The sequence below is a fragment of the Xanthomonas sp. 4461 genome (assembly GCF_024806475.1).
GTDB classification, from domain to species: domain Bacteria; phylum Pseudomonadota; class Gammaproteobacteria; order Xanthomonadales; family Xanthomonadaceae; genus Xanthomonas; species Xanthomonas arboricola_F.
Genome location: NZ_JANTYV010000006.1, coordinates 216,499 through 229,690 on the forward strand (window position 1 = coordinate 216,499; position 13,192 = coordinate 229,690).

The 13,192-nt window shown below is 64.6% G+C and carries 9 protein-coding genes; 1 reads left to right on the forward strand and 8 read right to left on the reverse strand.

What is annotated here, in order from left to right:
• Positions 1-320: 320 nt before the first annotated feature.
• Positions 321-2,132 (forward strand): EAL domain-containing protein, encoded by a 1,812-nt coding sequence (locus tag FHY19_RS19595; protein WP_259168147.1) that lies wholly within the window; start codon positions 321-323, stop codon positions 2,130-2,132.
• Between the two features lie 115 nt (positions 2,133-2,247).
• Here FHY19_RS19595 and FHY19_RS19600 read toward each other — a convergent pair whose 3' ends face one another.
• The 8 genes from FHY19_RS19600 to FHY19_RS19635 all read right to left on the reverse strand — a co-directional run bounded on the left by FHY19_RS19600 (position 2,248) and on the right by FHY19_RS19635 (position 12,436).
• Positions 2,248-3,168 (reverse strand): M14 family metallocarboxypeptidase, encoded by a 921-nt coding sequence (locus FHY19_RS19600; protein WP_259167967.1) that lies wholly within the window; start codon positions 3,166-3,168, stop codon positions 2,248-2,250.
• 277 nt (positions 3,169-3,445) lie between these two features.
• Positions 3,446-3,607 carry a hypothetical protein gene (locus FHY19_RS19605; RefSeq protein ID WP_259167970.1) on the reverse strand — a complete coding sequence of 54 codons (162 nt, stop codon included), beginning with the start codon at positions 3,605-3,607 and terminating at the stop codon, positions 3,446-3,448.
• A gap of 340 nt (positions 3,608-3,947) precedes the next feature.
• Positions 3,948-4,205, reverse strand: a complete 258-nt coding sequence (locus FHY19_RS19610) for a KGG domain-containing protein (protein ID WP_005990975.1) — start codon at positions 4,203-4,205, stop codon at positions 3,948-3,950.
• A gap of 616 nt (positions 4,206-4,821) precedes the next feature.
• Entirely contained in the window at positions 4,822-5,568 is a 747-nt protein-coding gene (gene cobA / locus FHY19_RS19615) for a uroporphyrinogen-III C-methyltransferase (RefSeq protein ID WP_259168149.1), read from the reverse strand.
• 65 nt (positions 5,569-5,633) lie between these two features.
• Positions 5,634-8,432: a nitrate reductase gene (locus FHY19_RS19620; protein ID WP_259167972.1), complete on the reverse strand. Its 2,799-nt coding sequence runs from the start codon at positions 8,430-8,432 to the stop codon at positions 5,634-5,636.
• Positions 8,429-8,794 (reverse strand): nitrite reductase small subunit NirD, encoded by a 366-nt coding sequence (gene nirD / locus FHY19_RS19625; RefSeq protein WP_259167973.1) that lies wholly within the window; start codon positions 8,792-8,794, stop codon positions 8,429-8,431. Before nirD ends, FHY19_RS19620 begins: the two co-directional genes overlap by 4 nt.
• Complete coding sequence (gene nirB, locus FHY19_RS19630) at positions 8,791-11,208, reverse strand: nitrite reductase large subunit NirB (RefSeq protein ID WP_259168152.1); 2,418 nt, start codon at positions 11,206-11,208, stop codon at positions 8,791-8,793. Before nirB ends, nirD begins: the two co-directional genes overlap by 4 nt.
• Before the next feature lie 58 nt (positions 11,209-11,266).
• Positions 11,267-12,436 carry a nitrate/nitrite transporter gene (locus FHY19_RS19635; protein ID WP_259152447.1) on the reverse strand — a complete coding sequence of 390 codons (1,170 nt, stop codon included), beginning with the start codon at positions 12,434-12,436 and terminating at the stop codon, positions 11,267-11,269.
• Between the last annotated feature and the right edge of the window lie 756 nt (positions 12,437-13,192).

A 13,192-nucleotide genomic window follows, 5' to 3' on the forward strand; every position in this document is an offset into this window, starting at 1 on the left:
CACGCGAACCGATACGTGCCAAATTGCGTGACAGCTGATCGAACCCTATAAGCGGGCACGACAAGTTTATTCCGTGCTGCAAAACAATGTGATGAGCGCAACCGGATTGCCTGAGCCCGCTTGGATCGATAAAACCAATTAACGGTCGACGCCGGGCGGTGCAATGCGATATTTGTATAAGCCAAGGCTTGAGGCGAGACGCGCGGCGCTTAACAATTAGTGTGGTGTGCCGCTCGCAGACGCGACCGCTTGCAATGGCAACATGCTCCCGCTCGTCACTCGTCGATGACTTCGATTTGTTTCTAGTAGCCCTGCAGTGTGTGATCTTCAACACGGAATCTGACGACATGACGCTTGCTTCGGGAGACAAATCACCGGAACGCCAGTTCGACTGGTCCGGCGTGCCGATCGATCTCGGCGGGATGGAGCCGCTCGAACAGATCGCTCGCCTGCTCTGCCATGCGCTGGTCGCACCGGCAGCGGCACTGACCATTACCGAAGCCGGCCGCATGCGTGTGCTCGCATCGCGCGGCATCAGCACCCATCAGGTCGAGCAAGCCATCGCGCTGTGTCAGCGTGCCCCTGCCGCTGCCAACGGGGTGACGGAGTTGATCGAACATCCCGCGCTTGAGCCGATCCAACTCGGCGACGCCGCTTTCCCCGGACTGCCTGCACGCTTTATCGCCTGCGTCCCGGTCGGTGCGCCGCAAGCGGGCATCACCGGCACACTGTGCGTGATCGACACGCGCGAGCGCCGCCTTGCCAGCCAGGAACACCAGCAGCTGCTGATGTTTGCCAATGTGGCCGCTGCGCAGCTGGAGTTGCAGTTCGGCGCGGGCCGGCGTGAACCACATAGCGGCCTGCTCAATGCGCGTCAGCTGCAATCGGACCTGGATGCCCTGGCCTTCGGCAGCCACAGCGTGCCGACCATTGCGGCCTTTATCGAGGTCTACGACACCCAGGCGGCCAATGAGGCACGCCAGGCGCTGGGCATGCAGCCGCTGGAAGAGCTGATCCGTCATGCCAGCTACGTGCTGACACGCGCCCTGCGTGGCAAGGCCACCGTCTATCACGTCGCCCCGATGCGCTTTGCTTTTTTTCTGCTGAACTCAGCGCCCGACGAGATGGAAGACCTGTTGCTGGATTTGCGCGACATGCTGCACAAGCCGGTGGATGCCGCCGGTGTGCCGATGTCGCTGACGTTCCATGCCGGTGTGGTGCGCTTCGCACCGCAACAACCAGACACCAACGATGTGATGCGCAAGGGGCTGGTCTCGCTGGGCGATGCCATCAGCAACAATGCGGTGATGTGCTGGTACAGCGCATCGCAGGACGACGCGATCCAGCGCTCGTATCGGCTGGCGCTGGACGCGGAAAAGGCGCTGGATGCCGGCGATTTCCGGCTGGTGTTCCAGCCACGCATCGACCTGCAGGATCTGTCGGTGATCGGATTCGAAGCGCTGCTGCGCTGGCGGCATGCCAGCCTGGGCCCGATCGGCCCGGACGAGTTCATTCCATTGTTCGAAAAGACCGCGCTGATGTGCACGGTCACCAACTGGGTGATCGAAAGCGCATTGCTGCAACTGGCGCAATGGCGATCGCAAGGCCTGGATTTTTCCATCTCGATCAATCTGTCCTCGCGCGATTTCGGCAACATCAACCTGGCCGCCGATGTGATCAATCGTTGCAAGGACCTGGCCATCCCCACCAGCCGAATCGAGCTGGAAATCACCGAAGGCCGCTGGTTGCGCAGCAATGTCGAGGCCATTCCGCGGCTGCGCGCATTACGCGACGCTGGCGTCAGCGTGGCCATCGACGATTTCGGTACCGGCTACAGCAATTTCGGCTACCTCACCGAACTGCCTGTCAATGTGCTCAAGCTGGATCGCTCGCTGGTCACCGGCATTGCCAGCAAGGCCGGCATGCAGATGCGCGCAGAAGCGGTGGTGCGCCTGGCCAGCGCGCTGGGCTATCGCACCGTTGCCGAGGGCATCGAGCATGCCGACGAGATTGCGTTGCTGCGCAGCTGGGGCTGCGATGAGGCCCAGGGGTATCTGTTGTCCAAGCCGATTGAGGCGCAACTGGTTGCGACCTATGTGCAGGACGCCACGGCGCAGCGACGCCTGCCCTGAAGCAATGCCGCGTGATCGCGCCCGACGTTTGCCTGCAGGGACCGCCTGCCCGCATGCGGCACCAAGCGGCTCGAGCGCGTCGCGAGCACGCGATCGAGCAGCAGCCTGCGTCGTTTCACGCTTGTGAGAGCGCGTAATCCAGTGCCGCACAAATCGCCGCGACCTGCGCGGCATTGCACTGCTGCGGCGTTGCGCGTGGGCTGTCCGGATACACCTCGGTGGTGGTGCGATAGCGCGCATCGGTGATGCCGGCGCACAGGCCCAGGCGTCGTACCGGGTAATTGATCACGCCATGGCCGGTCACCGGCGCACCGATGATCTGCCCCTGCGCATCGGCCGGTGCGATATGGGTGACCCGCTCCACTGCCGCGATCACTGCCTGTTGAAACGCCGCTTGCGGGTCTTGACTATCGCCCACCAGATAGAACCCGTCCGGAATGCTGCCAGGCACGAACGGCACGCCATCGCGCGCCGCCAACGCAGGACGGAACTCGCTTTCATCGCTGTCCGTGGTTTCGTGCAGGTCGATATGCACCAGCATGTTGCCCGCCGTTGCGGCGACCAGTTGCATCAGGGCCGCCGACTCTGCGGCTGGGCTGTTGGCACGAAATGAGCGGTTCGGATCGACCGCCTCGGCGTTCCAGCGCTGGATACGCTCATAGCCCCACGGATTGACGCACGGTGCAACCAGCAGGTTGATCCTGCCCGCATAATCGGCAGCACGTTGCTGCAAAAACAGCAGCGCGCCCTGCACGCCACTGGTTTCGTACCCATGCACGCCGCCGGTCACCAATGCGCACGGCAGCGTGCTGTCCCATACGGCACTGCGCAATGCCAGCAGCGGGTACTGCGCGGGACCTGCTTCGATGGTGCCGTAGTGCACGCATTGGTAGCGCTCATCCACGGCCTCGATGAGCCGTACCACCTCCGATGCGTAACTGCGCTGCACTGACTGACGCGCGCGCCATGCACTGCGTTCGCCATCGCCCCACGGCTGGCCAGGCGTACCGATCGGGTAATCGAGATGCGTCGTCATGATCCAGTTGCGTTGCCAAAGAACGTTCAAGGGTAAGCGCTTGCCGCGCAGAAGCAAAAAAACCTTGCAGCGCGGGCATTCATGGGGCTGACCGTACCGCATCCGCGTCTTGCTGCTTGGCGAGGTGACAGGGTGGCGTCGCGAATCGGGCAGCCTGCGATCCCCTCGGGCGGATGCGCCGCCCGCCAGCGCACCACGGCGGCTCACGCTGAAGAATCTGCTTGCAGACAGGAATTATCTCGACATCCGCCCTCCTGGCCGCGCCCGACAATGCGGTCTACGTGCCGATCTCCAGGTGATCGAACAGGCGGCTCGCCATCGCGCGTTCGACGATGGCCTTGGAGGCGGTCGCTTCACCCATGGCCTGGTCGCACGCGGCCATCCTGCCCCCGATGTCCCGGCTGTCGTCGATAGCAGGATGTTTCAGCGCCAGCGTCACCGCATCGCAGGGTTTGCGAGGTCTGCAAATTCTGCCGACGCTGGAACGCCCAACAGCGGAAGCCGGAAAATTCGCCCTGCAATCGATAGTGGGAGCAGCAAAAGCTGCAAAAATTTCCGAAGCGTTAGCAATGCGTTGCACATCAATCGGTTAGGGCCGCGCTGATGAACAGGACGTGGTAATCGTCGTCACCGAGGTCATCCGGTTGCAATCGATTGTTTGTGCCGGCGCGCATCTGAGCGGCTTCCGCCTTAAAAAAACAGCAGGCCCTGCGCTCTGCAGCGCAGGGCCTGCGCCCCCTGAATCACCGACGGCACGCGGTTGCGCGCCGTGCCGTTGATTACGCGGATTCTTCCTGCGGCTTGGCCTGCTTGGATCGCCCACCCTTGCTGCCGATACGCGACATATGATCGCGGTCGCGGCTCACTGCCTGGCCGCCTTTTCGACCTGCTTCCCGTGCCTCGTCGCTAGTGAATTCGTGCGCGTTACCACTGGCGTGCGCAGCCTTGCCACCGCTGCTGGCCAGCACGCGACGCTTCTCCGGGTCCAATGCGGCGAAGCCGCGCCGGCTACGAGTACTGTTCTGTCCGTCTTCCACTGTGCCTCCTCTCGATGCATCGGGTACGTCATTCGGTGAGGAGCTCAACGCAACATTCGTGCCAACCCGCAAATACAGCAAAAATGGTGGCAAACGAGCACATGCAGGAAAAAACCGCTGCGCTCGCTGCGCAAATCTTGCACACCTTGCCTGGCAAAGAAGGGCTCAACGCATCGCGAAACGGTTAGCGCTACCAATGACGGCGCAGTTGCTGCCGACGGCTAGCCTGGCGCTCGGATGGCATGCACGCGTGCGTGTTGGGGAACGGCATCATCTGCGGGACGCACGTTGCGAAGCGACGCGCCCCGTACTGTGCCCTGCCGTATCGGATGGTGGACGCAGGCGCGAGATGGGCTGGCAGCCTGCAGCGCTCCTGCTGCAGGCGGAGCGTGCGCAGGATCGTCCTTAGAGCATCGTAGGTGCCGGCGTCATGCGCACTCGCGCGGCCACAGGCATGGATGCGATACGTCTCCGCGCTGTGCGACTGATCGACCAGCGATCAAGCCCGCACACGTCCTCGGGTCAAGCCTGTTGCAACGCAATCTCTCGCGCCGTCACGCGCGTCTGATCAGCTCATGCCACGCCGCACGATCCCGGGCGGCATGACACACCACGCCTACCCCGCCGCCTGCTGCTGCACCGCACCGAAGCGGTCGTCGCAGGCCAGCGATGCTTCGGACAATGCATCGCCCACCAACAGCAAGGTGGGCAGACCTGGCAGCAGCGCTGCCGCAGTAGTTCCCAGCTCGCCCAGCGTGGTCAGCCTGCGCTGCTGCTCCGGTCGCGTGGCCGCCTGCACGATGGCGGCCGGCGTGCTGGCTGGAAGATGCAGTAGCAACGCCGTGGCCAACGCGTCTGCGCGGCGCAACCCCATGTAGATGCCCAGCGTTGTACCGCTGGCCGCCAGCGCACCCCAGTTCGGCTCACCATGGTCGTGCGTGTGCGCGGTGACGAAGGTGATGCCGTGGCAGTGGGTGCGGTGGGTCAATGACACTTCCAGCGATGCTGCGGCAGCGAACGCAGCGCTCACGCCATTGATCACCTGCACGCCCACGCCGGCGCGGCGCAGGAAGTCGATCTCTTCGCCCGCGCGGCCGAACAACAACGCATCGCCGCCCTTGACCCGCACCACGCGCAACCCCTGCAACGCGTAACGCCGCATCAACCGGCAGATGAACTCCTGCGGCGTGGAACGGCAACCACCGCGTTTGCCGACGCGGATCACGCGCGCCTGCGGTGCCAGCTCGACGATGTCGGGGTTGGCCAAGTCGTCCAGCAGCAGCACCTGCGCCACTGATAGCGCCTTCACCGCCTTGATGGTGAGCAGTTCCAGATCGCCGGGGCCGGCAGACAACAACACCACATCACGCGCGCAGGACGGTCCGACTGACATGAGAGATCTCGCAATGTAGGGATGGGTGGGGTGCATCAGGCCAGCCGCGGTTGGCGACACAGCCGGGTCAGTTGCGGAACGCAGGAGCCGCAGACGGTGCCGCAGCCCAGGCGTTGCTTGAGCTGTGCGACGTCGGCACCGTCGTCGATGGCTGCGTGGATCGCGGCGGCCGAGACCTGCATGCAGGTGCACACGATCGGGTCGCTGGGCGCGGCGCGCGTCTGGGCGAACACCGCCAGCCGCGCCCCCGGCCAGGGCTTGCCGGCCAATGCCACCGTCAGCAGCGATTGATTGGCATCGCTGGGTTGTGCGGCGGTCAGGAGCAGGCCATCGATATGGCTGTGGCCGTCCTGCATGCGCCAACCGACGCGACGCATCAATCCACGGCGCAGGTCGCGGTACTCCAATACGTCGGCGCCAGCGGGCAATTGCAGCGCGGCAACCAGGCGATCGATCCACGCGGCATCGGGCGCGCGCGCGCAGGCGGCGTGCAGTACCGCCCACTGCCCGGCGTTATCGGTCAATGGCTCGGCATGCAGGCGCAGGCTCGCATAGCCGCACTCGCGCAGCAGCGGTTGCAGTGACTGCTGCAAGGCCAGCGCATCGCCGCGCCGTGCCGCCAGCAGGTGCCAGCCGAACACCGCCTTGTCCACGCGCACGGCCGCGTGCTTGAGCTCGGGCTGGTGCGAGCGCGCATCCACCGCCGGCGTGCTGACTTCGTTGATGCCGCCGCTGGACAGCGTCTGTCCGCTCCAGTGCATCGCGGCAAAAACGGTGCCCGAGCGCAGTTCCTCCGACAGTTCCAACGGCAGCACCAGTCCACCGCGCTTGCTGGCGACCTGCACCAACTCGCCGGCCACCAGCCCGCGGCGCGCGGCATCGTCCGGGTGCATGCGCAACGAGGGTTCCGGGCTGTGCGCATAGGCCGCAGCCACGCGCCCGGTGCGCGACATGCCATGCCACTGGTCGCGCAGGCGACCGGTGAGCAGGCGCATCGGAAAGCGCGCCGAGGTGGCCTCGGCCACTTTGCGATACGGCGTTGCATGAAACCGCGCACGGCCATCGGCCGTGGCGAACACCCCATCGGTGTAGCGACGCGCCTGCCCTTGCGTGGCGCCTGCAGGGAACGGCCATTGCTGCGAGCCATTGTCCAACACCGCGTAATCCAGCCCTCCGATGTCCAGATCGCGCCCTATCGTCAACCCACGATGCTCGTCGAAGACCTGTGCGGTGCTGTCGAACGCGAACAGGCCGGCGCCGGTAGCCGGTGCCAGCCGCGCCTCCAGTCGACGGGCGACTTCATTGGCAACCCACCAATCGGCACGCGCCTGCCCGGGCGCTTCCACCGCCTTGCGCACACGGGTGACGCGGCGTTCGGAATTGGTCACCGTGCCGTCCTTCTCGCCCCAGCTGGCCGCCGGCAGCAAGACGTCGGCATAGGGCACGGTGTCGGTGCCGGAGAAGGCATCCTGCACGATCACCAGTTCGGCCTGTTCCAGTGCGGCGCGAATACCCGCCACGTCCGGCATCGAGTGCACGGGGTTGGTGCAGACGATCCACACCGCCTTCAGGCTGCCGGCGCGCAGCCGCTCGAACAACTCCACCGCCGGCGCGCCGGGGTTGGGCGAGATGCGCCCCGCCGGCACGCCCCACAGCCGTTCCAGCTCGGCACGATGGTCCGCATTGCCGATCTCGCGGTGCGCCGCCAGCATCGTCGCCATGCCGCCTACCTCCCTCCCGCCCATCGCATTGGGTTGGCCGGTCAGCGAAAACGGCCCTGCGCCGGGCTTGCCGATCTGTCCGGTGGCTAGATGCAGATTGATCAACGCAAGATTCTTGTCGGTGCCGTGCGCCGACTGATTCAGGCCCATGCAATACAGCGACAGCGCTGCCGGGCTGCGCCCGAACCACTCGGCCGCCTGCACCAGGTCCTCGTGCGAGATTCCGCAGATCTCGGCGCTCATGCGCGGGGTGTACTCGCGCAGCATTCGCTTGAGGGCATCGAACTCCTGCGTGTTTGCCGCAACGAAGCGCGCATCCACCAGACCCTCCCAGATCAGGTGATGCAGCATGCCGTTGAACAGGGCGACGTCGGTGCCGGGTTCGATTGCAAGGTGCAGGTCGGCCATGGCCGCGGTATCGGTGCGCCGCGGGTCGATCACGATCCAGCGAATGTCCGGGTTGCGTGCACGCGCGTCTTCCAGCCGGCGAAACAGCACCGGATGCGCGTATGCCATGTTGCTGCCGGCAAACAGCACGGTGTGCGCCAGCTCCAGATCTTCATAGCAGGTCGGCGGGCCATCGGCGCCGAGCGCCAGCTTGTAACCGGTGACCGCGCTGGACATGCACAGGCGCGAATTGGTGTCGATGTTGTTGGTACCGATCAGCCCCTTGGCCAGCTTGTTGAAGACGTAATAGTCCTCGGTGAGCAGCTGCCCGGACAGATAGAACGCCACCGCATCGGGGCCATGTTCCTGGATGATGGCGGCCAGCTTGCTGCTGACATGCTGCAGCGCCTGATCCCAGCTCACCGGCGCACGCGACGCCTGCCGATGCCGGCGCAACTCCGGCGCAAGAACGCGCCCCTGCGTGCTTGCGACGGTCTGCGGCAACGCCAGACCCTTGCTGCACAGACGGCCGTAATTTGCAGGATGCAGCGGGTCGCCTTCGATGCCGACGATGCGTTCGCCATCGACATCGTGCGTGCTGTGAATCAGCACGCCGCAACCCACACCGCAATAACAGCAGGTCGAGCGCGTGATGCGATGCATCGGCCCTGCCGTCGGTGGCTGCGCCGCGTTGGCTGGCGACGGTGGCTGCAGGCCTTCGCTCATGTTGCCGGCTCGGTCACGGCATCGTCCTGCTCTACCGGCTGCAGGACGATCCACACCGCCTCGGCCTCCACCTTGATCGGATAGCGCGGCGCGCAGCCCACGTCGGGCGCGCAGGCCTGCCCGCTCTGCAAGCCGATCGCCCAGCCATGCAGGGGGCAGGTCACGGTGTCGCCAGCCACGATGCCCTGGGACAACGGCCCACCCTTGTGCGGGCAACGGTCGCGTAGTGCAAACACCTGATCGCTGGCAGTGCGAAAGATGGCGATCGCCGGCAGTCCATCGACCTCCAGCACGCGTGCGCCCAGCACCGGCAGGTCCTGCAGCGCGCACACGCGCACCCATGCGTGATTGGGCATGCTCATTCCTCCACCGTTGCCGCAGGCGCCGCGATACGCAGCGGTTGGTATTCCTGACGCCGCTCGCCGGCGATGCGTGCCTTCCATGGGTCGACCAGGCCTTCCAGCGAATACAGCAGGCGCTCGTACAGCGCACGTCGGTTGGCTGCGTCGTCCACCACCTGCGCACGGATGTAATCCAGTCCCACGCGGGCGATGTAGTGCACGGTGCGGTCCAGGTAATAGGCCTGCTCGCGATACAGCTGCAGGAACGCACCGGTGTACTCACGCACTTCCTCGGCAGTGCTCACCTTGACCAGAAAGCGCGCCACCTCGGTCTTGATGCCGCCGTTACCGCCAACATGCAGCTCCCACCCCGAGTCCACTGCGATGATGCCCACGTCCTTGATGCCGGATTCGGCGCAGTTACGCGGGCACCCGGACACCGCCAGCTTCACCTTGTGCGGGCTCCACATATTGGCCAGCATGGTTTCCAGATCGATGCCCATCTGTGTGCTGTTCTGGGTGCCGAAACGGCAGAACTCGCTGCCCACGCAAGTCTTCACCGTGCGGATCGACTTCCCGTAGGCGTGGCCCGACGGCATGCCCAGATCGCGCCACACATCCACCAGATCCTCTTTCTTGACGCCCAACAAATCGATGCGCTGGCCGCCGGTCACCTTGACCATCGGCACCGCATATTTGTCGGCCACATCGGCGATGCGGCGCAGTTCGCCGGCATTGGTCACCCCGCCCTTCATCTGCGGAATGACCGAGAAGGTGCCGTCCTTCTGGATATTGGCGTGCGCACGCTCGTTGATGAAACGCGATTGCGGATCGTCGATGGCCTCATGCGGCCAGGTCGACAACATGTAGTAATTGATCGCCGGCCGGCAGGTGGCGCAGCCGTTGGGCGTGCGCCATTCCATGAAGGCATAGGCCTGCGCATGGGTCAGCAGCTTGTGCTCGCGGATGGCGCGCCGCACCTCGCCGTGACTCAGGTCGGTGCATGCGCAAACCGCCTTGGTTTTTGGAGTTTCCTGGAAGTTGGAGCCCAGGCAATTCATCAGGATCTGTTCGACCAGGCCGGTACACGACCCGCAGGAACTGGCGGCCTTGGTGTGCTTTTTCACCTCGTCCACGGTGAACAGACCTTGCTCGCTGATGGCCTTGACAATCGTGCCCTTGCACACGCCGTTGCAGCCGCAAACCTCGTCGCTGTCGGCCATCGCACTGGCGCGGTCCTGCCCGCCGGTGCCAGCGTCGCCCAGTGCGCTTTCGCCGAAGATCAGTTGATCGCGTTGCGCCTGGATCGGCGTGCCGTCCTTGAGCAGCTTGAAGTACCAGCCACCGTCGCTGGTGTCGCCGTACAGGCAGGCACCGACCAGCACGTCGTCGCGGATCACCAGCTTCTTGTAGACGCCGCCGGCCGGGTCTGACAACACGATCTCCTCGCAGCCATCGCCACCCATAAAATCGCCGGCCGAAAACAGGTCGATGCCGGTGACCTTGAGCTTGGTCGATGCCACCGAGCCGCGATAGATGCCGATGCCGAACTGCGCCAGATGGTTCGCACACACCTTGGCCTGCTCGAACAACGGCGCCACCAGGCCGTAGGCGATACCACGGTGGTTTGCGCACTCGCCCACCGCGTACACGCGCGGATCGAAGCTCTGCAGGCTGTCGTTGACCACGATGCCGCGCGAGCAGTGGATGCCGGCTTCTTCGGCAAGGCGCGTATTCGGGCGGATGCCGGCGGCCATCACCACCAGATCGGCGGGGATCTCGCTGCCATCAGCAAACTTCACCCCGATCACCTCGCCCTGCGCGTTGCCCAGCAGTGCGCTGGTGGCGGTATTCAAACGGAACTGCAGCCCGCGTGCGCGCAAGGCCTGCTGCAACAGATTGCCGGCCACCGGGTCGAGCTGGCGCTCCAGCAACCAACCGGCCAGATGCACCACGGTCACGTCCATGCCGCGTACCTTCAGGCCGTTGGCCGCTTCCAGGCCAAGCAGGCCGCCACCGATCACCACCGCGTGCTGCCTGGTGCGCGCGGTGTCGATCATGGTGCGGGTATCCTGGATATCGCGGTACCCGATCACGCCTTTCAATTCATTGCCGGGAATTGGCAACACGAACGGTACCGAGCCGGTGGCGATCAACAGCCGGTCGTACTCGGCTTCGGTACCATCGGCGGCAATCACGCGGCGACGCACGCGGTCGATGCGCGTGACTTCCTTGTTCAAGTGCAGATGGATGCCGTTGTCGCGGTACCACTGCAACGGGTTGAGCACGATGTCGTCGAACTCCTGCTCGCCGGCCAGCACCGGCGACAGCAGGATGCGGTTGTAGTTGGGATGCGGCTCGGCGCCGAACACGGTGATGTGGTACATGCCCGGCATCAGCTTGAGCAGTTCCTCCACGGTGCGGATGCCGGCCATGCCATTGCCAATGACGACGAGTCTGGGTTGCTTCATTGCCTGGATTCCTGTCGACATGTCAGACGCGCGCCGCGCCGGCGGCGGACCATTCGCTGCGCCACTGGGTCTTGACGCCCGCCAGCAGGCCCCAGCCGCCAAGCGCGAATGCAGCGAACAACCACATGCCCAACGCATAGCTGCCGGTGTGCTGCTTGAGTACGCCCAACCCGGCCGCAAGCGCGAAGCCACCGATGCCGCCGGCCATGCCGATCAAGCCGGTCATCACCCCGATATCCTGGCCGAAGCGCTGCGGCACCAGCTGGAACACCGCACCATTGCCGGCGCCCAGGCACAACAACGTCAACACGAACAACGCCAGCGTGATGGTGGCGCCGCCGGCACCGAACCCGGCAATGCCTACCAGCGTGGCCACCAGCAGATACACTGCCAGCAAGGCACGCGTGCCGCCTACACGGTCGGCAATCACGCCACCCAACGGGCGCATCACCGAGCCAGCCAGCACGCAGGCCGCCGTGGCCCAGCCCGCGGTACGCGCGTCGAAATCGAACTGGTCGTGGAAGTAACCCGGCAACGCGCTGGCAAAGCCAGAAAAGCCGCCGAAGGTAATCGCGTAAAAGAACATGAAGCGCCACGCGTCGCGGTTACCCACCAGCACGCGGCCGTAGTCGGACCACTGCTTGCGTGCGACCGGTGTCGGTGCCTCCTTGGCGATCGACGCAAACACGATCAGCGTCAGCACCAACGGAATGCACGCCAGCCCGAACACGTTTTGATAGCCGAAAGCGGCGGCCAGCATCGGAGCGAACAACGCCGCCAGCACCGTGCCGGAATTGCCTGCACCGGCGATGCCCATCGCGGTGCCCTGATGCTCGGGTGGATACCAGCGCGACGCCAGCGGCAATGCCACCGCAAATGAAGCGCCGGCGATACCGAGCAGCACGCCCAGCAGCAGCGCCTGCCCCATGCTGTGCACGCCCAGTTGCCAGGCACCGAACAGCGCAGCGATCACTGCGAGCTGCGCGACCACGCCGGCGCGCTTGGCGCCGATGCGATCGGCAAACATGCCCAGCACCAGACGCAACACCGCCCCGCACAGGATCGGCACGGCCACCATCAAGGCGCGCTGCTGCGTGTCCAATCCCAGCGCTTGCGCAATCGGTACCTGCAACGGCCCGAGCAGATACCACACCATGAAGCTCAGATCGAAATACAGGAAGGATGCGAACAAGGTGGGCGTGTGCCCGGATCGCCAGAACGAGCGCTGCATAGAGACCTCTTCGAGTGCGATGGTCAAAAAAAAACGGCGCCCCTCCGGTAAACCGGAAGGACGCCGTTGTCCTGGATGCGTGCGGATCGCCGTTGATCCGCTGCATCGTGTTCGTGTTGTTGCAGGTACGCCGTTGTGCCCGCACGGAATCACTACGCAATTAGCGTGCCAACTTACTCACCTGAGCATCACAACCATACAAGTCATTGAAAAATAGCGTTTTGGATGCAGTGCGTCCGATTTCACGACAGCCTATCGACACGCCGGTGCAACTCACCATTCCCGTCTTTCGTGCAGCCTTGCACCAACAGCGTGCACCCTGTATCGCAGGCTCTGTCACTTGGCATGACTAACAGCACCCAACAAAGCTACCGCACGGCTGTGCTCGGAAGCCTCATCTAGGACGCGTGCATACCGATCAAATATCTAGGTCAAAAGCCGTGTTAGTCGAGCGCGCGGTGCCCTCGCCGCTTGCGGGACACGCCGTGAATCCGTCCGTGGAGGCTCGGTGGCGGCATCCAAGCCGCCAGACGGTCCCGCAAGCGGCGAGGACACCGCACCAGGAAGTTTGCAGGCTGTTTTATTGAAAACTCTGCACACCGAGCATTTCGACAGGTCCTTGCCCGCCCACCGTCGCGGGACCTTACGCGGCATGGATGCCGCGTAAGCGCCTACAGGGACGTACTTGCGGCGTGTCCTGCGATGGTGGGCGGGCAA

Excerpts from the sequence above, each read along its gene's own strand:
- FHY19_RS19600 (WP_259167967.1), bottom strand. The coding sequence starts at position 3,168 with ATGACGACGCATCTCGATTACCCGATCGGTACGCCTGGCCAGCCGTGG.
- FHY19_RS19620 (WP_259167972.1), bottom strand. The coding sequence starts at position 8,432 with ATGAGCGAAGGCCTGCAGCCACCGTCGCCAGCCAACGCGGCGCAGCCA.
- nirD (WP_259167973.1), bottom strand. The coding sequence starts at position 8,794 with ATGAGCATGCCCAATCACGCATGGGTGCGCGTGTGCGCGCTGCAGGAC.
- nirB (WP_259168152.1), bottom strand. The coding sequence starts at position 11,208 with ATGGCCGGCATCCGCACCGTGGAGGAACTGCTCAAGCTGATGCCGGGC.